Source organism: Nocardioides marmoraquaticus (assembly GCF_054777915.1).
The window spans coordinates 19,515-44,476 of the sequence record NZ_BAAHAA010000010.1 but is presented as its reverse complement, the minus strand read 5'-3'; the positions used below and the strand labels follow the sequence as shown (position 1 = coordinate 44,476).

Genomic DNA, 24,962 nt, shown 5'->3' with positions numbered 1-24,962 from the left:
TGCATACTGAGGCGCAGCGGCGTGACGGCGGTCACGGCGTACCCATCGCACGAGATCGAGAGGGGCCGACGATGGCCACCACCACAGCGTCCTCGGAGACCGGGGTCCGGAAGGCGAGCTCCGGTGGCGCTCGCCTGAAGGTCCAGCGCTTCGGCACGTTCCTGTCCAACATGGTGCTGCCCAACATCGGCGCCTTCATCGCGTGGGGCCTCATCACGGCCCTGTTCATCCAGACCGGCTGGATCGCCCTCATCGGCGAGCAGTTCGGGGCGGACCCCCAGACCGACGGCTTCGGCTTCGTCTCCAAGCTCGGCGCCTGGACCTTCGCCGACGGCACCCCGATGCACCCCGACTTCGGCGGCATCGTCGGCCCGATGATCACCTACCTGCTGCCGCTGCTGATCGGCTACACCGGCGGCCGGATGATGTACGACGACAACCTGCGCGGCGGCGTCGTCGGCGCCATCGCCACCATGGGTGCCGTGACCGGCGCGAGCGTGCCGATGTTCCTCGGCGCGATGGTCATGGGCCCGCTGGGCGGCTGGTCGATGAAGAAGCTCGACGCGCTGTGGATGCACAAGATCCGCCCCGGCTTCGAGATGCTCGTCAACAACTTCTCGGCCGGCATCTGGGGTGGCTTCCTCGCCATCATCGGCTTCGTCGTGGCGGGTCCGTTCGTGCAGGCGTTCAGCACGCTCGCCGGCAACGTCGTCGACTTCCTGGTCGTCAACAACCTGCTGCCGCTGACCTCGGTCTTCATCGAGCCGGCCAAGATCCTGTTCCTCAACAACGCCATCAACCAGGGGATCCTCACCCCGCTCGGCACGAGCGAGGCCCAGGAGGCCGGCAAGTCGATCCTGTTCCTGCTCGAGGCCAACCCCGGCCCCGGTCTCGGCCTGCTGCTCGCCTTCATGGTCTTCGGCCGCGGCGTCGCCAAGGCCTCGGCCCCTGGCGCGATCCTGATCCAGTTCGTCGGCGGCATCCACGAGATCTACTTCCCCTACGTGCTGATGAAGCCGATCCTCGTGCTGGCCGTCATCGCCGGCGGCATGTCGGGCGTCGCGGTCAACGTCGCCTTCGACTCCGGCCTGCGCTCCCCGGCCTCGCCCGGCTCGATCATCGCCGTCTGGGCCGCCGCGCCGCCGAGCAGCCTGCTGGGCGTGACCCTCTCGGTCGTCGTCGCCGCGGGCGTCTCCTTCCTGGTGGCGAGCTTCCTGCTCAAGATCGACAAGAGCACCGACGACGGCGACCTCGCCGGCGCCACGGCGGCCATGGAGGCCAACAAGGGCAAGAAGTCCTCGGTCGCCGGCATGCTCTCCGGTGCCGCGACCCAGGGCGGTCCCATCACCGCGATCACCTTCGCCTGCGACGCCGGCATGGGCTCCTCGGCCATGGGTGCCTCGGTGCTCCGCAAGAAGGTCCACGACGCCGGGTTCACCGACGTCACGGTCGTCAACAAGGCGATCTCCAACCTGCGCGACGACCAGGACGTCGTGGTGACGCACCAGGACCTCACCGACCGGGCGCGCCAGCGCAGCGGCTCGGCGGTCCACGTGTCGGTCGACAACTTCATGGGCAGCCCCCGCTACGACGAGATCGTCGAGCTGGTGCGCGAGCGCAACGGTGGCGGCAGCGGTGCGGCGGTGCCGTCGCAGCGCTCCGCCGAGGGCGAGGCCGCTGCGCCCGCCGGGTCCGACGTGCTCGCCCGCGAGTCGATCGTGCTCGCCGGCAGCGCCACCACGCGTGACGAGGCCATCGAGGAGGCCGGGCAGCTGCTCGTCGCCCGCGGCGCGGTCGACGCGTCGTACGTCGCCGCGATGCACGAGCGGGAGCAGTCGGTCTCGACCCACATGGGCAACCTGCTCGCCATCCCGCACGGCACCAACGAGTCCAAGGGATCGATCTCGCACTCGGCGCTGAGCTTCGTGCGCTACCCCGAGGGCATCGACTGGAACGGCAAGGAGACCAAGTTCGTCGTCGGCATCGCCGGCGAGGGCGACGACCACCTGGCGCTGCTGCGCCAGCTGGCGGGGGTCTTCTCCGACAAGTCCCGGGTCGCCGAGCTCGAGGCCGCGCAGTCGGCCGACGACGTGCTCGCCGTGCTGCAGGGTGTCGCCGTCTGAGTGGAGGCGGACGGCGAGGGTCCGTGGCCAGGGCCGAGGCGCCCCGTCGCACCACCCGCGAGGGTGGGGCGGCGGGGCGTCGCCGCGTCCGGCAGCCCCACTAGGGTGGCCCGCGTGACCGTCTGGCGATCGTGGGAGGCCGTGCCCGACGACCTGGGCCGCACGGTGGTGACCATCGGCAACTTCGACGGCGTCCACCTCGGGCACCGCGCTGTCATCGGCCGGGCGCGCGAGCTCGCCGACGACCAGGGCTGGCGCCTCGCCGCCGTCACCTTCGACCCGCACCCGATGCAGGTGCTGCTGCCCGAGCGGGCCCCCGTCCGGTTGACCGACGTCGAGACGCGCTGCCGGCTGCTGGCCGAGGCGGGTGTCGACGACGTGCTGGTGCTGCCCTTCAGCCGCGAGGTGGCGTCGTGGACGCCCGAGGAGTTCGTCGGGCGCGTGCTCGTCGACGCGCTCCACGCCGGCGCGGTCGTGGTCGGCGAGAACTTCCGCTTCGGCCACCGTGCTGCCGGCGACGTCGCGCTGCTGCAGCGGGAGGGCGAGCGCCACGACTTCACCGCCGAGGGCCTCGACCTCGCGGGCGGCGCGCACACCTTCTCCTCCACCTACATCCGCCAGGCGCTGGCCGAGGGTGACGTCGAGGCCGCCGCCGAGGCCCTCGGTCGCCCCGTGGTCGTCACCGGCACCGTCGTGCGCGGCGACCAGCGCGGGCGCGAGCTCGGCTACCCCACGGCCAACGTCCCGGTCGGCGAGGGCATGGCGCCCGCCGACGGGGTGTACGCCGGCTGGCTCGAGGTGGTGGGTCGTCGGCTGCCGGTCGCCGTCAGCGTCGGCACCAACCCGACCTTCGAGGGCGAGCGCGAGCGGCGCGTCGAGTCCTACGTGCTCGACGCCGAGCCGGGGCTCGACCTCTACGACCGCGAGGTCGCGGTCACCTTCGTGTCCCGGGTGCGCGGCATGGAGCGCTTCGACTCCGTCGAGGAGCTCGTCACCCAGATGGACGACGACGTGGCCCGCACCCGCACGGTGCTCGGGCTGTCGGCGGCGTGAGGCGCCGTCCGCGCGAGGACGTCCTCGCCACCGCCGACACGTGGTTCCGCGGCAACGGCCTGCCCTACTTCGTCCCCGAGGAGCGGGCCGAGGAGAGAGCGGCCCTGCGGCCCGGCCGGCTGTGGCCGGTCCTGCTCGTGCTCGGCCTCGCCGGGCTCGGGGGCGGGGCGGTGCTGGCGTGGCTCGCCGACACCTTCAGCCTCGCGCCCGCCCTGCTGCTCGCGCTGCTGGTGGGCGGGGGCGTGCTCTACGCCCTGACCGCGCTGCGCGCCCGGCCGATCGTGGGGTGGGCGCTCTCGCACACGCTGGTGAGCCTGCGCTCGCTGCTGCCGATGCTGAGCCGCGCGCTGCCGCTGCTGCTGCTCTTCGTGACGTTCCTGTTCATCAACGCCGAGGTCTGGCAGATGAGCGCCTCGCTGTCGCCGGGGCAGCTCTGGCTGGTGGTGCTGCTCTTCGTCGCGATCGCGGTCGCCTTCCTGCTGGTGCGGCTGCCCGAGGAGGTCGACCGGGTCGACGACGACGTCGACGAGGTCTTCCTGCGCCGTGCCTGCCGCGGCACGCCGGTGGAGGCCGAGTGCGAGCGGCTGCTCGCCGACCCGGCCGTCCGCCCGCAGGACCGCGCCGAGGTCTTCGGCTTCGAGCGTGCCAACCTCGTGCTCGCCCTGCTCGTGGTGCAGGCCGCCCAGATCGCGCTGATGGCGCTCGCGGTGTTCGGGTTCTTCCTCGTCTTCGGGGCGCTGGTGATGGACAACGACGTCGTCGGTGCCTGGATCGACACCGAGGGCCCGGTCCTGGCCTGGCGCTACCTGCCCACCCTCTCCGTGCAGCTGGTGCAGGTCGCGATCTTTCTCTCGGCCTTCTCCGCGCTCTACCTCACCGTCTCCACGGTCACCGACGAGACCTACCGTGCGCAGTTCTTCGGCGGCGTGCAACGTCACCTCGAGCGCGCCGTCGGCGTCCGCGCCGTCTACCTCGCCCTGCGCGACGAGCGCGAGCGCACCGCCGTGATCCCCGTGGTCGACGAGGACGGGGGAGCGGGCGTCAGCCCGCGGTGAGCCAGAGGGCGCCGTACGCCGGGACGCCGATCGCCCAGTGGTCGGCGTCGGGGTGGGAGCCGGTGAGGCGGTCGACGACGTGGGCGGGGTCGAGGCCGACGGCGTGGAGCACCTCGAGCGGGAGCGGGCGCGGGGTGTCGGTGACGTTGTAGGCGCCGAGCATCGGGCCGAGCGGGTGCCGGCGGAGCACCAGCAGCACGCCGGGGTCGCGCGGCTCGAGCACCTCGGCGGGCACGGACGCGTGCAGGTGCGGGGTCGCTGCGCGGGCGGCGACGAGGCGGCGGGTGTCGTCGAGCACCGCCTGCTGGGCGGGCGTCGGGGTGGCGGGGAGCACGGGTCGGTGCGCCCAGCGGTTGTCCTCGGCGTGGGCGGGGTCGGCGTCCCAGTCGGGGTCGTTGAGCAGCCCGAGCTCGTCGCCCGACCACAGCACCGGCAGCCCGCCGAAGCCGAGCACGATCGCGTGCGCGAGCCGCACCCGGTCGGCCCCGAGCGGGTCGCCCGCCTCGAGGCCGGCGAGCGACGCCAGCGAGCCCGAGATGCGACGGTCGTGGGTCTCGGGGTTCTCCTGGAACACCAGGCCGCGGGCCCACGAGCCCGGGAACTCCCCGGAGTAGAAGTCGGAGAGGAAGGCGCGGTGGGCCTGGCCCGAGATGCCGTACGCCGCCGCGTCGCCGTCGTCGACGGCCCAGCCGATGTCGTCGTGGCAGCGGGCGTAGGTGATCCACGCGGTCGTCGACGGGGGAGCGGGCAGCCGCCGCAGCGCCAGCGAGGCGAGCCCGACCTCGCGGCTGGCCATCATCGACCAGACCTGCACCATGAGGCTGTTGTGGTAGGCCAGGTCGCTGACCTTGCCGTGGTGGCGGCCCGTGCCCAGGTAGGGCATCAGGTCGCGCGGCCCCACGATCGCCTCGGCCTTGAACAGCACCGCCGGGCAGGCGATCCGGGCGACGGTGCGCAGCGCCTGGGTGAGGTCGTGCACCTCGGGCTGGTTCTGGCAGCTGGTGCCCTGGCGCTTCCAGGTGAACGCGATGGCGTCGAGCCGGAACACCTCGACGCCGTGGTTGGCGTGCAGCAGCACCAGGTCGGCGTACTCGCACAAGACGTCGGGGTTGGACCACGCGACGTCCCACTGGTAGTCGTTGAAGGTCGTCCAGACCCAGGCGTCGAGGTCGTCGTCCCAGGTGAAGTTGCCGGGCGCGAAGTCGGGGAAGACCTCGGGCAGCGACGCCTCCCACGCGTCGACCTCGGCGCGGTCGTCGAGCACGTGGAAGTAGTCGCGGTAGCGCGGGTCGCCGCCGCGTGCCTTGACCGCCCACTCGTGCTCGCGGGCGACGTGGTTGAGCACCAGGTCGAGGCACAGGCTGATGCCCCGCTCGCGCAGCGTGGTGGTCAGCGCGGCGAGGTCGTCGACGGTGCCGAGGTCGGAGCGCACCGTGCGGTAGTCCTGCACGGCGTAGCCGCCGTCGCTGGGGGCCGGGCGCGGCGTGAGCAGCGGCATCAGGTGCAGGTAGCGGACCCCCAGCGACTCGAGGTACGCCGCCCGCTCGCCGACGCCGCGCAGGGTGCCGGCGAAGCGCTCGGTGTAGGCGGCGTAGCCGACGACGTCGGGCCGCTGGAACCAGTCGGGGGCCAGCGAGCGTCGCAGGTCGAGGTCGTGCAGCTCCTCGGACCGGGCGGCGTAGGCGCGAGCGGCCAGCACCAGCAGCCGGTCGCGCACCTCGGCCGCGGCGGCGTACAGCCCCGACAGCGCCTCGTCGAGGTCGGGCGTCCAGCGCTCGGCGCGCGCGGCGAAGAGCCGGCGACGGTGCTCGGGCAGACCGGCCAGCTCGTCGAGCGCGGCAGGCGGCAGGACGGGCGGCAGGACGGGCGGCGTCACCGAGCGGCCTCGACCTGCACCGGCACGCCGGAGAACGCCGCGTTGCCCGAGACGTCGAGCCGCGTCGGGTCGGTCAGGTCGTTGATGCTGACACCGGCGACGTGCGCGGCGGTGCCGAGGCGGGTGCCGGGGACCTGGTGGCCGTATCCGTGGGGGAGGGAGACCACGCCCCGCATCATCTCGTCGGTCGACCGGACCTCGGTCGTCACCCTCCCCACGCGGGAGCTCACGGTGACGGCGTCGCCGTCGGCGAGCTGCCGCGCGGCGAGGTCGTCGGGGTGCATCAGCAGGTGGTGGCGCGGGCGCCCGCGCGTCAGCCGCGCGGAGTTGTGCATCCAGGAGTTGTTGTCGGAGCGGTGCCGTCGTCCGACGAGCACGAGCCCGTCGGGGCCCTCGGCCACGAGGGCGGCGAGGTGCTCCTCCAGGCGCGGCAGGTCGTCGAGCACGAGCCGGGAGGCGAGGTCGACGCGGCCGTCACGCGTCTGCAGCCGCCCGGGCAGGCAGGGGCGCAGCGGTCCGAGGTCGACCCCCTCGGGGTGGCGGCGCAGCGCGCGCATCGTGGTGCGCCGGCTCGCCAGCAGCAGCCCCGTGACGAGCAGCCGCGGGTCGGCGGAGAGGGCGGCGACGTCGGTCAGCCAGCGCAGCCGCTGCGTGACGCTCGACCAGCCGAGCCGGGAGACGGTGCGGGTCGCGAGCTCGCGGTAGATCTCCCAGTCGTGCATCGCGCCCGCCGGCTTGGGCAGCACCGCGGGGGTGAAGCGCGCGGTGTCGCGCACGGCGAGGTGGTGGAAGACGAGGTCGTAGTGGTCGCGCTCGAGCGCGGTGGTCGGCGGCAGCACGACGTCGGCGTGCCGCGTCGTCTCGTTGAGGTAGAGGTCGACGCTGACCATGAAGTCGAGGCCCTCCATCGCGCGGGCCAGGCCCGCGCCGTCGGGCGTCGAGAGCACCGGGTTGCCCGAGAGGGTCACGAGCGTGCGCACCTGGCCCTCGCCGGGCGTCTCGACCTCCTCGCGCAGCGCGCTGACCGGCAGCTCGCCGCCGGACTCGGGCAGGCCGCGCACGCGGCTGCGCCACTTCCCGTGGTGACCGCGGCCCAGGATGCCGAGCCGCACCAGGTCGACGGCGGGCTGCGGGAACATCGAGCCGCCCTCGCGGTCGAGGTTGCCGGTGAGCACGTCGAGGCACTGGATCGCCCACTGGCACACCAGTCCGAAGCCCTGCGTCGAGACACCCATGCGGCCGTAGACGACACCCCCGGGGCCACGTCCGGCGGCCGCCAGCTCGCGGGCGAGGCGACGCGTGACGTCGGCCGGCACGCCGCTGACCTGCTCGGCCCGCTCGGGGGTGTGGCCCTCGACGGCCGCGCGCACGGCCTCGACCCCGTCGACGTACGGCGCCGGCCGCTCGAGGCCCTCCTCGAGCACGACGTGCAGCATCGCGAGGAGCACCGCGGCATCGGTACCGGGCCTGACGAAGTGGTGCTCGTCGGCGACTTTCGCGGTCTCGGTGCGACGCGGGTCGAGCACCACCATGCGACCGCCGCGCGCCTGCAGCTCGCGCAGCCGTCCGGGGAAGTCGGGCGCGGTCATGAGCGAGCCGTTGGAGGCCATCGGGTTGCCGCCGACGACCAGCAGGAACGACGTGCGGTCGAGGTCGGGCACCGGGATCAGCAGCTGGTGGCCGTAGAGCTGCCACGCCACGAGCTGGTGGGGGAGCTGGTCGACGGAGGTGGCGCTGTAGGTGTTCTTGCTGCGCAGCGTCTTGACCAGCCGCGTGCCGTGGGTCATCGAGCCCAGCGAGTGCACGTTGGGGTTGCCGAGGTAGACGCCCACGGCGTCGCGCCCGTGGTCGCGGATCGTGCTGGCCAGGGCGTCGGCGGTGAGGTCGAGGGCCTCGTCCCAGGTGATCTCCTCCCAGGTGGCGTCGGCGCCGGAGCCGTGGCGTCGTACGGGACGTCGCAGCCGGTCGGGGTCGGCCTGCACGTCGGGCAGCGCCACGCCCTTGGGGCAGAGGTGGCCCCGCGAGAGCGGGTCGGCGTCGTTGCCGCGGACGCCGGTCACGGCCGGACCGTCGGGTCCGTCGGTGACCGTGAGGGTCAGGCCGCAGATGGCCTCGCACAGGTTGCAGACGCCGGTGACGGTGCGGGGCGTGTCGGAGGTGGTCGGCACCGCGCGATCCTCCCACGGCTCCCGGACGGCCGTGGCCCGACGGAGCGGACGAGCAGCTGCCGACCACGACGGCCGGACCGGCTGGTCGAGGTCGCTCGGCGCCCGGACCCAGAGCGGCCCTCGGGTCGTGCCGTCTTTCCAGACGGTCGCTGCGCGACCTCCTCAGGAGCCCTCTCGCCACCTCGATCCACATGAGAACCGTGAGGTCCGCGTGAGACCCCTCTCATGCGGGCCTCACGCGCACCTCACGTCCCACCTGCACTGTCTTCCTCGTCAGGCACCAACCCCCTCACGAAGAAGGTGAACCCGCATGGCTCGCTCCACGATCCTCGCCTCGCTCGCCCCGGCGCGCGTCGCCCGCGCCGGACGTTCCGACAGCACCGACGACCGCCGCGCGCGCCGTCGGCGCCGGGCCCGTCGGCTCCGGGCCCGTCGTCGTCGCCGGGCCCGTCGGACCAGCAACAGCCGGACCAACTGACGCGACCGCCTCCGGCGACGACGCGGGCGGGCGGCTCCTCGACGGAGCCGGCCGCCCGCGTCGTACCGGCACGAGAGGACCACCATGAGCCGCTGGACCCGGGCGACCGCCCTGCTCCGACCCCAGGTCGACGACGCGCCGGTGGTCGACGAGGCGCCCCCGATGACCCTGCTCGAGGTGGCGCGCCGGTTCTGGCCCGACCTGCGCCCCTTCCGGGGCTGGATCGCCCTCAGCCTGCTCCTGCTGGCCGCGGTCCCGGCGATCTCGGTGGTCGAGGTGCTGCTGTTCCAGCGGCTCGTCGACGACGTCCTCGTGCCGGCCGACTTCGGGCCGCTGCTCGGCATCGTGGCGCTGTACGTCGGCCTCAACCTGCTCTCGGCAGTCCTCTCCGGCGCCGACGACTACCTCGGCACCTGGATCACCCAGACCTTCCTGCTGCGCCTGCGCGGCCGGGCGTTCCGTCACGCCTTGTCGCTGCCGCTGCCCGTGCTCGCGCGCAAGCGGCTCGGCGACGTGCTGCAGCGGCTCTCCAGCGACGTCGCGCAGGTCGAGCGCTTCATGGTTGCCCAGCTCACCGACGGCTTCTCGGCCGCGGTGCGGCTCGTGCTCTACGTGGGCGCGCTGTTCTATCTGTCGTGGGAGCTCGCGCTCGCGGCGCTCGTCGTGGTGCCCGGCTTCTGGTGGGTCTCGACGTGCTTCGCGCGGTTCGTCCGCGACCTCTCGCGCGAGGGCAGCCGCCGCCGCGGCGCCCTGGGCTCGGTCAGCGAGGAGACGCTCGGCAGCGCCGCCCTGGTGCAGACCGTCGGCGCCGAGGGCCGCGCCCACGCGTCGTACCACCGGCAGAACGCCGCGATGCGCGAGACGGCCCTCGCCTCCAGCCGGGTCCGGGCGGTCTTCGTGCCGCTCGTCGACCTGGTCGAGCTGCTCGGCGTGCTCCTCGTCGTCACGCTCGGCGTCTGGACGCTGTCGACCGACCGGCTCACGCTGGGCGGGCTGCTCGCCTTCATGACGCTGCTCGTGCAGTGCTACAAGCCGGCGCGCGAGGTGGGCGAGCTGCTCCCCGAGCTCTTCGCCGCCACCGCCGGGGTCGAGCGGGTCGTCGAGCTGCTCGACGAGCCCGCCCCCGCCGACCGGCCCGGCGCCACCGCGCTGCCCGTCACCGGCCTGCCGCTCGCCCTCGCGCTGCGCGGCGTCGCGGCGGCGTACCCGGGCAGCGAGCGGCGCGTGCTCGACGGCGTCGACCTCGACGTCGCGGCGGGGGAGCGGGTGGCGCTCGTCGGCGCCTCCGGCCTCGGCAAGTCGACGGTCGCGCACCTGCTCACCCGCCACCTCGACCCCGTGGCCGGCGCGGTGCTGATCGACGGGCACGACCTCGCCGACCACACGCGCGCGTCCGTGCGCGACGCGGTCTCGGTGGTGCTGCAGGAGCCGCTGCTCCTCGACGCCTCGGTGCGCGACAACCTGCTGCTGGCCCGGCCCGACGCCGGCGACGCCGACCTGTGGCGGGCACTCGGCGCCGCCGGGGCGGACTTCGTGGAGGACCTCGACGACCGGGTGGGTCAGCGCGGCCGGATGCTGTCCGGCGGCCAGCGGCAGCGGCTGTGCGTCGCCCGCGCCCTGCTCCGCGAGAGCGCCGTGCTCGTGCTCGACGAGCCCACCACCGGCCTCGACGACGACGCCGCCCGACGGCTGCTCGAGCCGTTGACCCGCAACCGCGACCGCACCGTGCTGGTGCTCACCCACGACCCCCGCGTGCTGCCCCACGTCGACCGGGTCGTCGACCTCGCCGACCTGCTGGCCGCCGGGCGCGAGCCCGCACCCACCGCGCCGTACGCCGTCACCGGCGGTGCGCTGTGAGCCGCTGGCGGCGGGCCCGCACCGACAGCGGGTCGCTCGACGCCACCGGTCTCGCCGACGCCGGCGTGGTGGTGGCGCCGGGGGAGGAGGTGCTGCCCGGGCACGAGGTCGTGGCGCTGCTCGCCCACGGCCGCCGGATGGACACCTACGACACCTGGAGCCGCGAGCGGGAGTGCCGCTGCGTCGTCAAGGTGCTCCGGGCCGACCGGCGCGACGAGGCGCGGGCCGTCGAGGCGGTGCGGCGCGAGGCCGAGGTGCTGACCACGTTGGCCCACCCGCACCTGGTGCGGGCCTACGAGGCCAGCGAGGAGCCGCCCGGCGTGGTGCTCGAGGTGCTCCCCGGCGCCACGCTCGACGCGCTGGTCGAGGACGAGCCGCTCGACCTCGCCGACGCCGCCGGGCTCGCCCTGCAGCTGGCCTCGGTGCTGGGCTACCTGCACCGCCACGACTGGCTGCACCTCGACGTCAAGCCCGCCAACGTCGTGGTCGACCACGGTCGCGTCACGCTGATCGACCTGAGCCTCGCGGCGCGACCGGGCACGGGACGCCGCGGAGCCGGCACCCGCGGCTACCTCGCACCGGAGCAGGCCCGCGGCGACGTCCTCGGCCCTGCGGCCGACGTGTGGGGTCTCGGCGCGACCCTCGTCGACGCCCTCACCGGCGAGCTGCCGTACGGCGACGAGGCGACGTGGGACTCCCGGCGTCGGCTGCCGCTGGTGCACCGCCCCGACCCCGGGGCCCCGCGCTGGCCCGCCGGCCCGCTGCCCACCGACGTCGACGCGCTGCTGCGCGCCTGCCTCGACCGCGACCCCGCCGCCCGGCCGTCGCTGGCGCAGGTGCGCGACGCCCTGGCGCCGCACGCCCACGGGTGAGCGGCGACGGTCCACGTGTCGCAGGTCGGGAGGCTCGGTCTCCCTGCGCGACGTGGACCGTCGCCCCAGCGTGCGTAGGAGCCGGGCTCAGCCGGGCCGGCTCCCGCTGGCGCGCCGCACGAAGTCGGCGAGGTCGGCGCTCTGCTGCAGCCGCGACGGCTCGTGGACGTACATCATGTGGCCGGCCTCGTAGTAGGCGTGCTCGATGTTGTCGCGCAGCCCGGCAGGGATGCGCAGGTGGGCGACGACGTCCTCGGCCGCGAAGTGCGGCGTGGCGCCGTCGAACCAGCCGTAGGCGACGTGCACCCGCAGGTGCGGGTTGGCCCGCATCGCCCGCTCGAGCAGCGGGGTGACGTCGACGGGCCGGCCCTCGAAGTCGCGGTAGGACCACGGCCGCACCTTCGGGCTGATCTGCTCGTAGTGCAGGTCGTTGGCGTAGCCGAGCTCGTCGCGCACGTAGTGGTTGAAGGCGGTGGCGTAGGGACCGCTGATGGCGTCCATCGACGGGTCGGCGTCCATGTGCTCGGCGATCGCGGAGGCCGCAGGCCCGGTGAAGCGGCCGTCGAGGCGCCCGGTGACCAACCGCTGGTCCCGCAGCAGCTCGCCGAAGAAGCGCCAGTGCTCGATGCGCAGGTCGGCACGGTCGACGTAGTCCTCGCTCAACCCGGTCAGCGCGGCCAGCCGCGTCACGGCCTCGGCGCGTTGGTCGGGGGTCAGCCGGTCGCCCCGGCCCAGCACCCACGGGTAGTCGCGGGCGGCGTACTCCTCGGCGGCGGCGACCGCGTCGGCGACGGAGGTGGCGCCGAGCCGACCGTGGTAGGCCGCGACGGCGGCGTACGTCGGGAGGTAGAGCGCGTGCGCGCGGTCGTTGCGCTGGTCGGCGAAGGAGATCGACGACATGTCGAGCACGCTCGAGATGAGCGCGAGGCCGTTGACGTACATGCCGAAGCGCGACTGCAGCCGCTCGACGAGCGCCGCACCACGCAGGGTGCCGTAGGACTCGCCCATGACGATCTTGGGCGACATCCAGCGGCGGTGCCGGGTCGTCCACAGCCGCACCAGCTCGGCGACCGAGTCGAGGTCGCCGGCGTAGCCGTGGAACTGGTCGGGCTTGCGGCCCACCACGGCGCGGGAGTAGCCGGTCGAGACCGGGTCGATCAGCACCAGGTCGCTGACGGCGAGCAGCGACTCGGCGTTGTCGGCCAGGGCGTACGGCGGCGCCAGCAGGTCGCCCGCGTCGCCCATCAGCACCCGGCGTGGGCCGAGCAGGCCGAGGTGCAGCCACACGCTGGAGCTGCCCGGGCCGCCGTTGAAGGCGAAGGTGACGGGCCGCAACGTGTCGGGCTCGCCGTCGACCGTCACGACGTACGTCGTCAGCGAGATCTCGGCGCGCGCCTGGTGGCCGACGAAGACGCCGTCCTCGAGCACCTCCTCGCGCAGCACGACCCGACCGGTGGTGGCGGTGTAGTCGAGGGTGCGCCCGTCGGCGACCGTCAGCGTGTGGGTCGTCGTGACCAGGTCGTCGGTCGGCTCCGCCGGCTTCGTCTCGACCGCCGTCGTCGTGGTCCGCGTGGTCGTCCGGTCGGCGTTCTCGGGGGTCTCCTCGCTCACGCCGGCCACCCTAGGGCGGGCCCCCGGCGGTGGTCGCGCCCCTCGTGACGCCCGCTCGTCCCTCGCGGGCTCCTCGGGGAGCGGAGCAAGGCTCCCGAGGTGCGGGCGGGTGTCCGCTCCTTGAGGTGCAAGCGGAGCGGGCGGGTGTCCGCTCCCCGAGGTGCGGGCGGGCGTCCGCTCCCCGAGTTGCGAGCGACGCGAGCGGAAGTCCGCTCCCTGAGGTGCGAGCGGTGCGGGCGGGGGTCCGCTCCCTGAGGTGCGAGCGCAGCGAGCCACGAAGGGCGCGGATTAGGGGAGGGGTCGGGCGCGCTGATAACCTCGGACAGTTGTCCGGGCCCGTCGTGGCCCGTGACCACATCGCCGTACGAACGGCCGCGGACCCAGAGTGCCCGGGTGGATGTGCCCCGGCGCGCCGCGCAACGAGACGAGAGGTAGTCAGACGTGTCGATCGGTACCGATGCCGAGACCAAGAAGAAGATCATCGCCGAGTACGCCACCGGCGAGGGCGACACCGGTTCGCCCGAGGTGCAGGTCGCGTTGCTGACGCACCGCATCTCGCACCTCACCGAGCACCTCAAGACCCACAAGCACGACCACCACAGCCGCCGCGGCCTGCTGCTGCTCGTCGGCCAGCGTCGTCGGCTGCTGAACTACATGGAGAAGAGCGACATCGAGCGCTACCGCTCGATCATCAGCCGCCTCGGCCTCCGACGCTGATCTCTCACCAACGGCCCATCCGCCTCGCGGGTGGGCCGTTGTGGTGAGATGGCGACAACTGAACAACCCACTCACAGGAGCGAGCCGCGGCCCACGTGCCCGGTCTCCGGTAGTGGCCCCCCGATCAGCCCCTCGGCGGCCGGTCGGTGTGCCTCGATCGAAGATCGGACGTGGCGTGAGGATCGCGGGTCGTCCCGCACAAGAAAGCGACGACTCTTTGTCTGACAACATCCCCGACGTCCTGGCCGTGGAGACCGTGCTCGACAACGGCTCCCACGGACAGCGCACCGTGAAGTTCGAGACCGGCCTCCTGGCCCGCCAGGCCGCCGGCTCCGTCACGGCCTACCTCGACGACGAGACGATGCTGCTCTCGGCGACCACCGCCGGCAAGCAGCCCAAGGACCACTTCGACTTCTTCCCCCTGACGATCGACGTCGAGGAGCGGATGTACGCCGTGGGCCAGATCCCCGGCTCGTTCTTCCGCTCCGAGGGCCGGCCGGGCGAGGACGCGATCCTCACCTGCCGCCTCATCGACCGTCCGCTGCGCCCCACCTTCAAGAAGGGCCTGCGCAACGAGGTCCAGGTCGTCATCACCGTCCTGGCGCTCGACCCCAAGCAGCCCTACGACGTGCTCGCGATCAACGCGGCGTCCGCCTCGACCCAGCTCTCCGGCCTGCCGTTCTCCGGCCCGGTCGGCGGCACCCGCGTCGCCCTGATCGGCGACCAGTGGGTCGCCTTCCCCTCCCACGAGCAGCTCGAGGAGGCCACCTTCGACATGGTCGTGGCCGGCCGCGTCACCGAGACCGGTGACGTCGCCATCATGATGGTCGAGGCCGAGGCCACCGAGCAGACCTGGGAGCTCGTGCGCTCCGGTCGCAAGGCCCCCACCGAGGAGGTCGTGGCCAGCGGCCTCGACGCCGCGAAGCCCTTCATCAAGCAGCTGTGCGAGGCCCAGGCCGAGCTCGCCGCCCAGGCCGCGAAGCCGGTCGAGGACTTCCCGATCTTCCTCGACTACGAGGACGACGTGTACGCCGCGGTCGAGGCCGCCGTGCGCGACGACGCCGCTGCGGCGTACCAGATCGGCGACAAGCAGGACCGCGAGGACCGGCTCGACGAGATCAAGGCCGGCCTGCTCGAGAAGGTCAGCGGCCAGTTCGAGGGCCGCGAGAAGGAGATCGGCGCGGCGTTCCGCTCGCTGAGCAAGTCGCTGGTGCGCGAGCGCGTGCTGCGCGACAAGGTCCGCATCGACGGCCGCGGCCTGACCGACATCCGCACGCTCTCGGCCGAGGTCGAGGTCATCCCGCGGGTGCACGGCTCGGCGCTGTTCGAGCGGGGCGAGACCCAGATCCTGGGCGTCACCACCCTCGACATGCTCAAGATGGAGCAGCAGCTCGACACGCTGTCGCCCGAGAAGCACCGCCGCTACATGCACAAGTACGTCTTCCCGCCCTTCTCCACCGGCGAGACCGGCCGGGTGGGCTCGCCCAAGCGCCGCGAGGTCGGCCACGGTGCGCTCGCGCGCCGCGCGCTGCTGCCGGTGCTGCCGACCCGCGAGGAGTTCCCCTACGCGATCCGCCAGCTCTCCGAGGCCATGGGCTCCAACGGCTCGACCTCGATGGGCTCGGTCTGCGCCTCGACGCTGTCGCTGCTGCAGGCCGGCGTGCCGCTGAAGGCCCCCGTCGCCGGCATCGCGATGGGCCTGATCTCCGGCCAGGTCGACGGCAAGGACGAGTACGTCGCCCTCACCGACATCCTCGGTGCCGAGGACGCCTTCGGCGACATGGACTTCAAGGTCGCCGGCACCAAGGAGTTCGTGACCGCGCTCCAGCTCGACACCAAGCTCGACGGCATCCCCGCCGAGGTCCTCGCCGGGGCGCTGACCCAGGCGCGCGACGCCCGCCTGGCGATCCTCGAGGTCATGGCCGAGGCCATCGACGGTCCCGAGGAGATGTCGGTGCACGCGCCGCGCATCCTCACCGTCAAGGTGCCCGTCGACAAGATCGGCGAGGTCATCGGTCCCAAGGGCAAGGTCATCAACCAGATCCAGGACGACACCGGCGCCTCGCTGTCGATCGAGGACGACGGCACCGTCTACATCGGTGCGACCAACGGGGAGGCCGCCGAGGCCGCGCGCGCCGCGGTCAACGCGATCGCCAACCCGACGATGCCCGAGGTCGGCGAGCGCTACCTCGGCACCGTGGTCAAGACGACCAACTTCGGCGCCTTCGTCTCGCTGCTGCCCGGCAAGGACGGCCTGCTGCACATCAGCAAGCTGCGCGGCCTCGCCGGCGGCAAGCGCGTCGACAACGTCGAGGACGTCGTCTCGGTCGGCCAGAAGCTCCAGGTCCAGATCGCCGAGATCGACGACCGCGGCAAGCTCTCGCTGGTGCCGGTCGTCGAGGAGTCCGAGGGCTCCGACGAGGTCTCCGACGCTCCCGCCGAGGACGTCTCCGCCGAGTGACGAGCAGCTCCACGCCCCTCGACGGCGGCGTGCCCCCCGGCGTACGTCGCACGGTGCTCCACGGTGGTCTCACCGTGGTCACCGAGCACGTGCCCGGGGTGCGCTCGGCCGCCGTCGGGGTGTTCTGCCAGGTCGGCTCGCGCGACGAGACCCCCACGCTGGGGGGCGCGTCGCACTTCCTCGAGCACCTGCTGTTCAAGGGCACGCCGACCCGGTCGGCGATGGACGTCTCGGCGGCCTTCGACGAGGTCGGCGGCGAGTTCAACGCCTACACCGCGCGCGAGTACACCTGCTACCACGCGCGCGTCCTCGACGAGGACCTCCCGATGGCCCTCGACGTGCTCGGCGACATGATGACCAGCTCGCTGGTCACGCCCGACGACGTCGAGGCCGAGCGCGACGTCATCCTGGACGAGATCGCGATGCACGACGACGACCCCGACGACGTCGTGCACAACCTCTTCGCCGCGACGGCCTGGGCCGGCACCCCGCTCGCCCGGCCGATCGCCGGCACCGCCGAGTCGATCGAGGCGCTCACCCGCGCCCAGATCCACCGGTTCTACCGCGCCCGCTACACCGCCGACCGGATGGTCGTCGCGGTCGCCGGCAGCCTCGACCACGACGAGGTCGTCGAGCGGGTGCGTACCGCCTTCGCCGGTCGCGGCTTCCTCGAGCGCGACGTCGCCCCTGCCGGGCCGCGGCTCGCCGCCCGGCCGCGGACCGTGCGACGGGGCGACGTACGCACGGAGCGGCCGTTCGAGCAGGTCAGCGTCGTGCTCGGCATGAAGGGCCTGACCCGCTCCGACGAGCGCCGCCAGCTGCTCGGCGTGCTCAACAACGCCCTGGGCGGCGGGCCGAGCTCGCGGCTGTTCCAGGAGGTGCGCGAGCGCCGCGGGCTGGCGTACTCGGTCTACTCCTTCGGCCTGGCGTACTCCGACGCCGGCATGGTCGGCGTCTCCGCCGGCTGCCTGCCCGGCAAGGCCGCCGACCTGCTCCGCGTCGTGCGCGAGCAGCTCGCGCTGGTCGCCGAGCACGGCCTGTCCGAGGAGGAGGTCGCGCGCGGTCGCGGCCAGTCGCGCGGCGGCCTCGTGCTCGGCCTCGAGGACACCGGCGCCCGCATGACCCGCCTCGGCGAGGCCGCGCTCTTCCAGCGCCGCCTGCTCCCCGTCGACGAGGTGCTCGAGCGCATCGACGCCGTCACCCCCGACCAGGTCCACGCCCTCGCGAAGGACCTCTACGCCCGCCCCGCCACCCTCGCCACCGTCGGCCCCGCCACCTGATCGCCTCCGGCCGAGGGGTCAGTGCCTGACGGTCGAGGGGTCAGTGCCTGACGGTCGAGGGGTCAGTGCCTGACGGTCGAGGAGTCAGTGCCTGACGGTCGAGGGGTCAGTGCCTGACGGTCGAGGGTCAGTGCCTGACGGTCGAGGGGTCAGTGCCTGACGGTCGAGGGGTCAGTGCCTGACGGGCTGCGGACGCGAGTGATCGGCGCGAGTCCGTGAGTGACTCCTCGCGCGTCAGCGAGTGACTCCTCGCGCGTCAGTGAGTGACTCCTCGCGCGTTAGTGAGTGACCTCTCGGCCGTCAGGGAGTGACTCCTCGCGTGTCAGTGAGTGACTCCTCGGCGGGGCGGCGGCGGGGGTCAGAGCCAGCCGCGGTCCTGGGCGACGCGGGCGGCCTCGACGCGGGTGGAGGTGCCGGTCTTGCCGATGGCCGAGGAGAGGTGGTTGCGGACGGTCCCGGGGGAGAGGTGGAGCCGGGCGGCGATGCGGGCGACGGGGGAGCCCTCGAGCGCGGCGCGCAGCACCTCGGTCTCGCGGTCGGTCAGCGGGCTGGTGCCGCCCAGCAGCGACTCGGTGGCCAGCGCGGGGTCGACCACGCGCAGGCCGGCGTGGACCCGTCGTACGGCGTCGACGAGCTGCGCGGCGGGCGTGTCCTTGACGACGAACCCGGCCGCCCCCGCGTCGAGCGCGCGGCGCAGGTAGCCCGGGCGGCCGAACGTCGTCACCATCAGCACCCGCGCCGTCGGTACGGCGGCCCGCACCTGCGCCGCGGCCTCGACGCCGTCGATGCCGGGCATCTCGATGTCGAGCAGGCACACGTCGGGCCGGTGCTCGCGGGCGGCCGCCACGACCTCGTCACCGCGGCCCACGACCGCGACGACCGAGAGGTCGGCCTCGAGGTCGAGCAGCGCGGCGAGTGCGTCGCGCACCAGCACCTGGTCGTCGGCCAGCAGCAGCCGGATCGGTGAGCCGGTCACCAGCGCACCTCCAGCCGCGTGCCACCCGCGGGTCCCGGGCCGACGGAGAACCGGCCGCCCGCCGACTCGACGCGCTCGCGCAGGCCGCGCAGGCCGTTGCCGGGCCCGCGGGCGAGGTCGACGCCGCAGCCGTCGTCGGTCACGGTGAGCGCCGCCTCCTCGAGCCGTACGACGCAGCGCGACGCCCGGCTGTGGCGCACGACGTTGGTGACCGCCTCGCGCAGCACCCAGCCCATGACCGGACGGTAGCGGGGGTCGGCGGTGCGCACGTCGTCCGGCAGGTCGGCCTCGATGCCCCGGCCGGCGAGGGCGGAGCGGGCGGCGGCGACCTCGTCCTCGAGGCGGGCCGCACGGAGCCCGCCGACGGTGGCGCGCACCTCGCCGAGCGCCTCGCGGCTGAGCCGCGAGATGTCGGCCAGCTCGGCCTTGGCGCGATCGAGGTCGGTGTCGACCAGGCGCGAGGCGAGCTCGGCCTTGATCGACAGCACGGTCAGGCTGTGGCCGAGCACGTCGTGCACGTCGCGGGCCACCCGCTCGCGCTCCTCGGCGACGTCGCGGCCGCGGACCGCGGTGCCGTAGGCCTCGCTGTGCTCGCCGAGCAGCCGTCCGGCGACGGCGGCGGCGGTGACTCCGACCAGGATGAAGACGAGGGTCAGCTCGTCGGTGCCGAGCACGGTGACCACGGCGACGGTGGTGGCGACGACCAGCGCTGCGGCGAACCACCAGCACACCGGCCGCGGCAGCCCGAACACCGCGAACGACTGCACGAACGGTACGAACGACAGCGCGGCCGGCCCGATCACCGTCGTGGACACCACGGCGATCGCCACCAGCACCGCCAGCGCGAGCCACGGCTCCGGCACGGGCAGCCGGGCCTGCTGGTCGCGGGTCAGCCGCAGCACCTCGACGACGTACACCGCGGCGAAGGCGAGCACCAGCCCGACGCCGACCGCCCGGGCCCACCACGGCCGGTCAGCGGCGAGGGCCGCGGCGAGCGGGAAGCCGAGGAAGACCAGCCACCCCGACCACATCAACCAGCCGAAGCGGTCCCACGGGTCGCGTGGGGCGGCCTGCGGTGCGGTGTGCGCGGCGCTCACTGCCGCGACCGCCCGCGGCGGACCAGCAGCGTCGCGACGACGGCCAGCAGCAGGGTCCACGCCCCGACGTTGGCGACGGCGACCCACAGCGACTCGGTGGTGGTGGCCTCGCTGCCGGAGACCACGACGCCCTCGGTCACGGGGTAGCGGGCGAGCGTGACGTAGCCGTACAGCGGGGTCCACCGCGCGATGTCGAGCAACGTGCCCGACAGCGGCACGAAGATGTTGCCGAGGAAGCCGAGCACCACGACGCTGCCGCTGGCCGCGCTGAGCGCCGCCTCGGAGCGGAACGCCAGGCCGAAGCACAGCCCGTAGAGAGCGAAGACCGACGCCCCGACGAGGATCACCACCGCCGACAGCACCCAGGCGCTCGCCTCGGCCCGCGCCCCCGAGAGCGCACCCAGCACGAAGACCAGCGCGATGGGCAGCGCCGCGACGAGCACGGCGACGACCGCCTTGGTGGCGACGTACGTCGAGTCGCGCAGCGGCGTCAGGCCCAGCTGCCGGCCCCAGCCCTGCATCCGCTCGAGCGCGGCCGTGCCGCCGGTCGAGACGGTCGCCGTGACCGCGCCGTACGCCGCCATGGAGACCATGATCATCATCGCGATGTTGCCGTTGCCGATCGGCTCGTCGGCGTAGTCCTGGGTGGCGCCGAAGATGACGTAGAAGAAGCCCGGCAGCACGGTGGTGAAGAAGAGCGTGGCGCGGTCGCGCGAGAGCCGCTTGAGCTCCAGGCGCAGCAGCGTCGGGTTGATGAGCCCTCGGCGGCGGGGCGTGCGCGTGGCGGTGGGCGTCGTGGTCATCGGGTCTCCTCGGTCGGGCTGGTCAGGTGGACGAAGGCGTCCTCGAGGGAGCCCGTGACGACCTCGAGCCCGCGACCGCCGAGCTCGCTCAGCAGGGTCAGGGCGACCAGGTCGGCGTCGGTGCTGCGGACGCTCACGCGGCCGGCGTCGAGGTCGACCTGGGTGACGCCGGGCAGCGCGCGGAGCCGCTCGAGCGCAGCGTCGGTGGTTGCGGGGTCGAGGTCGGCGTGGACCACCCGGCCGGTGGCGTGGGCGCGCACCTGCGCGGTCGGGCCGTCGGCCACGACGCGGCCCCCGGCGACCAGCACGATCCGGTCGGCGAAGGCGTCGGCCTCCTCCAGGTAGTGCGTCGCGAAGACGACCGTGCGCCCGCGGGCGGCCTCGTCGCGCATCGTGGCCCAGAACTCGCGTCGCGCCGAGACGTCCATGCCCGCCGTCGGCTCGTCGAGCACCAGCAGGTCGGGGTCGGGCAGCAGCGCGAGGGCGAAGCGGAGCCGCTGCTGCTCGCCGCCGCTGCACTTCGAGACCAGCCGGTCGGCGATCTTCTCGAGGCCGGCGCGGGCGACGACGTCGGCGACCGGCGCGTGGTCGTCGTAGAAGGAGGCAACCATCTCGACGGTCTCGGCCACGCGCAGGTCGCGGAGCAGCCCGCCGGTCTGGAGCACCGCCGACACCGCCCCGGCCGCCACGGCCTCGCGGGGCGGGGCGCCGTACACCTCCACGGTGCCGCTGCTCGGCGCGGTCAGCCCCAGCACCATGTCGAGGGTGGTCGTCTTGCCCGCGCCGTTGGGCCCGAGCAGGGCGACGACCTCGCCGCTGCCGACGGTCAGGTCGATGCCGTCGACGGCCCGCACCTCGCCGCCCACGGAGGGGAAGGTGCGCACGACGTCGCGCAGCGCGATGGCGGGGGGCCCGGTGCGGTACGGCGCCTCGGCCGGCGCGGTGGTCTCGGTGCTTCGCATGGCCCCAGCCTGCTGCCTCGGCCCCCGCGGCGTCTCGGCCCGACGTCACGACCTCGCCGTGACAGGTGTCATCCGCGACGGGGTCCGTGGCCCGGCGGGCGGCTGGCTAGCCTGAGCGGCATGACGCTGCGCGTGGGAGTCCTGGGGGCGCTGGGCAAGGTCGGACGGGAGGTGTGCGACGCCGTCGCCGGGGCCGACGACCTGCAGCTCGTCGCTCGGGTCGACGCCGGCGACGACCTCGCGGTCCTCGTCGACCAGGGCGTCGAGGCGGTCGTCGACTTCACCCACCCCGACGTCGTGATGGCCAACCTCGAGCACTGCGTGCGCCACGGCATCCACGCCGTCGTCGGCACGACCGGCTTCGACGACGAGCGCCTCGACGTGCTGCGCGGCTGGCTCGACGACGCTCCCGGCACCGGCGTGCTGGTCGCGCCCAACTTCTCGGTCGGCGCGGTGCTGATGATGCGCTTCGCCGCCGAGGCGGCCCGGTTCTACGAGTCCGTCGAGATCGTGGAGCTGCACCACCCCGACAAGGCCGACGCGCCCTCCGGCACCGCGCGGCGTACGGCGCAGCTCGTCGCGGCCGCGCGCCGCGAGGCCGGCCTGCCCGACCCGCCCGACGCCACCTCGACCTCGCTCGAGGGTGCCCGCGGTGCCGACGTCGACGGCGTCCGGGTGCACGGCCTGCGGGTGCGCGGCCTGGTGGCGCACCAGGAGGTCCTGCTCGGCGGGGTGGGGGAGACCCTGACCATCCGCCACGACTCGCTCGACCGGCTCTCCTTCACGCCGGGCGTGCTGCTCGGGCTGCGTCGCGTCAGCGACCGCCCCGGCCTCACGGTCGGCCTCGAGGCCTTCCTCGACCTCGACTGACGTCTCGGCAGGTCTCCGCGCCGTTGCACTTTCCTGCAACGCAGGTCTGTGAAGCCGCGGGCGTGTGGTTCGTCCCCCTGCGGACGGGCAGCATGGAGGTGTGCCACCACAGTGGCCACGACGGGCAGCAGGGCCCGTCCGCCCACGTCCCTCTGATCTCGCACGTGTGGCGACTGCGCGTTCGCGCCGGTCGCCACGTCCTGACCGCCTCCCCCCAGGTCGGTCAGGTTCCCCGGTGCTGGGGGGCCCGTGCTGGGCACACGGGCCTCCCAGCCCATCACCCACGACCGCCGTGGTCCGGAGCCCGTCTCGGGGCGCCCCGGACCCGGCGGTCGAGGCGCGTCCGGGGCCGCCGTCCGCTCAGTCGACCAGCGCGGTGTGCAGCCGCACCTGCTTGACGGTGGTGGAGCCGTCGCCCAGGAGGTCGAGCGTGCGGTGGGCGCCGTCGGCGGCCCAGCCGGTGTCGGTGAGGAAGGCGCGCAGGGCGTCGTCGGCGGACGGCACCCAGGTGACGGCGCGCACGAACCGGTCGGCCACGAGGGTGTCGACGGCCGCCTGCAGCAGCCGCGAGCCGTGGCCGACGCCGCGGTGGTCGGGGTCGACGGTCAGGTCGCTCAGCTCGCCGGTGGCGATCGGGTCGCAGTCGGGATCGGTGGCCGGCGCGGTGACGACGAAGCCGCGCACCGTCGCGTGCTCGAGCCCCACGAGCACCCGTTGCCGGGCGTCCTGCGGCCGGGTCAGCGCCTGGAACCACCCCGTCGCGAGCTCGCCGGGGTCGAGGGTGTCGAGCACCTCGGCCGGGAGCAGGGCGACGTACGACGCCCGCCACGCGCGCACCTGCACCTCGGCGACGGGGGCGGCGTCGGCCCCCTGGGCGACGCGGGCGGAGACGTCGGCTGCGACCACGGTGATGAGGGTAGTTTGGCCGCCATGCAGGCCTACCTCGACCTCCTCCGCCGGGTCCACGACGAGGGGGTCGAGAAGTCCGACCGCACGGGCACCGGCACCCGCAGCGTCTTCGGCCACCAGCTGCGCTTCGACCTCGCCGAGGGGTTCCCGCTGGTGACGACCAAGAAGGTGCACACCCGCTCCGTGGTCGGCGAGCTGCTGTGGTTCCTGCGCGGCGACACCAATGTGAAGTGGCTGCAGGACCGCGGCATCACCATCTGGGACGAGTGGGCCGACGCCGACGGCGACCTCGGTCCGGTGTACGGCGCCCAGTGGCGCTCCTGGCCGACGCCCGACGGCGGCCACGTCGACCAGCTCGCCCGCGTCGTCGAGCAGCTGCGGGCCGACCCCGACTCGCGCCGCCACGTCGTCTCGGCCTGGAACGTCGCCGACATCCCGCGGATGGCGCTGGCGCCGTGCCACGCGCTGTTCCAGTTCTACGTCGCGCCACCCGCCCCGGGGGGGTCGCGCGGGCGGCTGTCGTGCCAGCTCTACCAGCGCTCGGCCGACGTCTTCCTGGGCGTGCCGTTCAACATCGCCTCCTACGCCCTGCTCACGCACATGGTCGCCCAGGTGGTCGACCTCGAGGTGGGCGACTTCGTGCACACCCTCGGCGACGCCCACCTCTACCTCAACCACCTCGAGCAGGCCCGCACCCAGCTCGCGCGCGAGCCCCGGGCGCTGCCGACCCTGCACCTCGACCCGAGCGTGAGGGCCCTCGACGCCTTCGACCTCGAGCACGTCGAGATCCGCGGCTACGACCCCCACCCGGGCATCAAGGCCCCCATCGCCGTATGACCCGGGTGTCGCTGGTCGCCGCCCGGGCCCGCAACGGCGTCATCGGCGCCTCCGGTGGCATCCCGTGGCACCTGCCCGCCGACTTCGCGCACTTCAAGGCCACCACCCTCGGGCATCCCCTGGTGCTGGGGCGCACCACCTTCGAGGGGATCGGCCGGCCCCTGCCCGGCCGGCAGAGCATCGTCGTGACCGGCGACCCGGCCTGGTCGCACGACGGCGTGCTCGTGGCCCGGTCGGTCGAGCAGGCGGTGCAGCTGGGTCGCGACCTCGACCCCGAGGTGGTGCACGTCGGCGGGGGCGCCCGCGTCTACGCGGCGGCGTACGACCTCGCCGACGAGCAGGTGCTGACCGAGGTCGACCTCGCGCCCGAGGGCGACACGCACTACCCCGACTTCCCCGAGGCCGACTGGCGCGAGGCCAGGCGCCAGGAGCACGCGGCGGAGGCGGGGCGCCCGGCCTGGGCCGTGCGCTGGTTGGTACGCCGCTAGGCCAGCGGGCGGCCGTCGGCGTCGGGCACCTTGCGCAGCGCGATCAGCACGAGGTCGACCAGCCACCAGATGCCGAGCCCGCCGAGCGTGACCAGCTTGAGGATGCCGAGGCCGATCTGGCCGAGGTAGAACCGGTCGACGCCGAGCTGGCCGAGGAACACCGAGAGCAGCAGCGTGACCAGCCACTCGCGGGTGGAGAACAGCCCGGGCAGCTGCTGGGCGGCGAACCACCCGCCGCCGGCCAGGTCGCGCAGCTGCGCGTCGCCGCGCAGCCGCCCGGCGAGCGCCATCTGCTGCAGCTCGCCGGGGCCGTAGGGGCCGTACTCCTGGCCGAGGTGGGCGAGCATGTAGCTGCCCCCGCGCACGCCGCTCGCGCCGCGTCCGGGGCCGCCCGGGGCCGGGGTCCACGTCATGGCCACGACGGTAGCCGGGACGCCACGCGCGGCACCCGCGAGGGCGGGGCGGGCGA

The 24,962-nt window shown here is 73.8% G+C and carries 21 protein-coding genes; 12 read left to right on the top strand and 9 right to left on the bottom strand.

Going from position 1 to position 24,962, the window contains the following annotated elements; genetic code table 11:
• Positions 1-71: 71 nt before the first annotated feature.
• The 3 genes from ACYU8I_RS09635 (at position 72) to ACYU8I_RS09625 (ending at position 4,231) form a co-directional block, all read left to right on the top strand.
• Positions 72-2,123, top strand: coding sequence for a PTS mannitol transporter subunit IICBA (locus tag ACYU8I_RS09635; RefSeq protein ID WP_460839999.1), 2,052 nt, complete (start codon positions 72-74; stop codon positions 2,121-2,123).
• Positions 2,124-2,237: 114 nt separating this feature from the next.
• Entirely contained in the window at positions 2,238-3,176 is a 939-nt protein-coding gene (locus ACYU8I_RS09630; protein WP_460839997.1) for a bifunctional riboflavin kinase/FAD synthetase, read from the top strand.
• A complete protein-coding gene (locus ACYU8I_RS09625) occupies positions 3,173-4,231 on the top strand; it encodes a hypothetical protein (protein ID WP_460839995.1) in 1,059 nt (352 codons plus the stop codon). The genes ACYU8I_RS09630 and ACYU8I_RS09625 overlap by 4 nt, the downstream gene beginning before the upstream one ends.
• Here ACYU8I_RS09625 and ACYU8I_RS09620 read toward each other — a convergent pair.
• Positions 4,218-6,107 (bottom strand): alpha-amylase family protein, encoded by a 1,890-nt coding sequence (locus tag ACYU8I_RS09620; RefSeq protein WP_460839993.1) that lies wholly within the window; start codon positions 6,105-6,107, stop codon positions 4,218-4,220. The two genes, ACYU8I_RS09625 and ACYU8I_RS09620, sit on opposite strands and share 14 nt — an antisense overlap.
• Complete coding sequence (locus tag ACYU8I_RS09615; RefSeq protein WP_460839991.1) at positions 6,104-8,275, bottom strand: molybdopterin-dependent oxidoreductase; 2,172 nt, start codon at positions 8,273-8,275, stop codon at positions 6,104-6,106. The genes ACYU8I_RS09620 and ACYU8I_RS09615 overlap by 4 nt, the downstream gene beginning before the upstream one ends.
• Positions 8,276-8,585: 310 nt before the next feature.
• On the opposite strand from ACYU8I_RS09615, the gene ACYU8I_RS09610 reads away from it, so the two are divergent.
• From ACYU8I_RS09610 to ACYU8I_RS09600, 3 genes are all read left to right on the top strand, one after another.
• Positions 8,586-8,753 (top strand): hypothetical protein, encoded by a 168-nt coding sequence (locus tag ACYU8I_RS09610; protein WP_460839990.1) that lies wholly within the window; start codon positions 8,586-8,588, stop codon positions 8,751-8,753.
• A gap of 84 nt (positions 8,754-8,837) precedes the next feature.
• Positions 8,838-10,610, top strand: coding sequence for an ABC transporter ATP-binding protein (locus ACYU8I_RS09605; RefSeq protein WP_460839988.1), 1,773 nt, complete (start codon positions 8,838-8,840; stop codon positions 10,608-10,610).
• Positions 10,607-11,482 (top strand): serine/threonine-protein kinase, encoded by an 876-nt coding sequence (locus tag ACYU8I_RS09600; protein WP_460839986.1) that lies wholly within the window; start codon positions 10,607-10,609, stop codon positions 11,480-11,482. The genes ACYU8I_RS09605 and ACYU8I_RS09600 overlap by 4 nt, the downstream gene beginning before the upstream one ends.
• Before the next feature lie 87 nt (positions 11,483-11,569).
• Here the strand turns inward: ACYU8I_RS09600 and ACYU8I_RS09595 are convergent, their stop codons facing one another.
• Positions 11,570-13,093, bottom strand: a complete 1,524-nt coding sequence (locus ACYU8I_RS09595) for a S10 family peptidase (RefSeq protein WP_460839983.1) — start codon at positions 13,091-13,093, stop codon at positions 11,570-11,572.
• 441 nt (positions 13,094-13,534) lie between these two features.
• Here ACYU8I_RS09595 and rpsO point away from each other — a divergent pair, with 441 nt between their 5' ends.
• From rpsO to ACYU8I_RS09580, 3 genes are all read left to right on the top strand, one after another.
• On the top strand, positions 13,535-13,810 hold the full coding sequence (gene rpsO / locus ACYU8I_RS09590; protein WP_460839981.1) for a 30S ribosomal protein S15: 276 nt from the start codon (positions 13,535-13,537) through the stop codon (positions 13,808-13,810).
• Between the two features lie 217 nt (positions 13,811-14,027).
• Positions 14,028-16,271 carry a polyribonucleotide nucleotidyltransferase gene (locus ACYU8I_RS09585; RefSeq protein ID WP_460839979.1) on the top strand — a complete coding sequence of 748 codons (2,244 nt, stop codon included), beginning with the start codon at positions 14,028-14,030 and terminating at the stop codon, positions 16,269-16,271.
• Positions 16,268-17,551 (top strand): M16 family metallopeptidase, encoded by a 1,284-nt coding sequence (locus ACYU8I_RS09580; RefSeq protein ID WP_460839977.1) that lies wholly within the window; start codon positions 16,268-16,270, stop codon positions 17,549-17,551. The genes ACYU8I_RS09585 and ACYU8I_RS09580 overlap by 4 nt, the downstream gene beginning before the upstream one ends.
• A 358-nt stretch (positions 17,552-17,909) precedes the next feature.
• On the opposite strand, the gene ACYU8I_RS09575 is transcribed toward ACYU8I_RS09580, so the two are convergent.
• Genes ACYU8I_RS09575 through ACYU8I_RS09560 form a run of 4 tightly spaced genes read right to left on the bottom strand, consistent with a single transcriptional unit; the run spans position 17,910 to position 21,389 of the window.
• Entirely contained in the window at positions 17,910-18,530 is a 621-nt protein-coding gene (locus ACYU8I_RS09575) for a response regulator (RefSeq protein WP_460840151.1), read from the bottom strand.
• A complete protein-coding gene (locus tag ACYU8I_RS09570; RefSeq protein ID WP_460839975.1) occupies positions 18,524-19,624 on the bottom strand; it encodes a sensor histidine kinase in 1,101 nt (366 codons plus the stop codon). Before ACYU8I_RS09570 ends, ACYU8I_RS09575 begins: the two co-directional genes overlap by 7 nt.
• Positions 19,621-20,427 (bottom strand): ABC transporter permease, encoded by an 807-nt coding sequence (locus ACYU8I_RS09565; RefSeq protein ID WP_460839973.1) that lies wholly within the window; start codon positions 20,425-20,427, stop codon positions 19,621-19,623. Before ACYU8I_RS09565 ends, ACYU8I_RS09570 begins: the two co-directional genes overlap by 4 nt.
• The gene (locus ACYU8I_RS09560; protein WP_460839971.1) at positions 20,424-21,389 is read right to left on the bottom strand and encodes an ABC transporter ATP-binding protein; all 966 of its coding nucleotides are present in this window, start codon (positions 21,387-21,389) and stop codon (positions 20,424-20,426) included. The genes ACYU8I_RS09565 and ACYU8I_RS09560 overlap by 4 nt, the downstream gene beginning before the upstream one ends.
• A 120-nt stretch (positions 21,390-21,509) precedes the next feature.
• Here ACYU8I_RS09560 and dapB point away from each other — a divergent pair, with 120 nt between their 5' ends.
• Positions 21,510-22,259, top strand: coding sequence for a 4-hydroxy-tetrahydrodipicolinate reductase (gene dapB / locus ACYU8I_RS09555; RefSeq protein WP_460839969.1), 750 nt, complete (start codon positions 21,510-21,512; stop codon positions 22,257-22,259).
• Positions 22,260-22,619: 360 nt separating this feature from the next.
• Here dapB and ACYU8I_RS09550 read toward each other — a convergent pair whose 3' ends face one another.
• Positions 22,620-23,165: a GNAT family N-acetyltransferase gene (locus ACYU8I_RS09550; RefSeq protein ID WP_460839967.1), complete on the bottom strand. Its 546-nt coding sequence runs from the start codon at positions 23,163-23,165 to the stop codon at positions 22,620-22,622.
• 24 nt (positions 23,166-23,189) lie between these two features.
• On the opposite strand from ACYU8I_RS09550, the gene ACYU8I_RS09545 reads away from it, so the two are divergent.
• Positions 23,190-24,005: a thymidylate synthase gene (locus tag ACYU8I_RS09545; protein ID WP_460840148.1), complete on the top strand. Its 816-nt coding sequence runs from the start codon at positions 23,190-23,192 to the stop codon at positions 24,003-24,005.
• Entirely contained in the window at positions 24,002-24,493 is a 492-nt protein-coding gene (locus ACYU8I_RS09540) for a dihydrofolate reductase (protein WP_460839965.1), read from the top strand. The genes ACYU8I_RS09545 and ACYU8I_RS09540 overlap by 4 nt, the downstream gene beginning before the upstream one ends.
• Here ACYU8I_RS09540 and ACYU8I_RS09535 read toward each other — a convergent pair.
• Positions 24,490-24,906, bottom strand: coding sequence for a TM2 domain-containing protein (locus tag ACYU8I_RS09535; protein ID WP_460839963.1), 417 nt, complete (start codon positions 24,904-24,906; stop codon positions 24,490-24,492). The genes ACYU8I_RS09540 and ACYU8I_RS09535 overlap by 4 nt on opposite strands.
• Between the last annotated feature and the right edge of the window lie 56 nt (positions 24,907-24,962).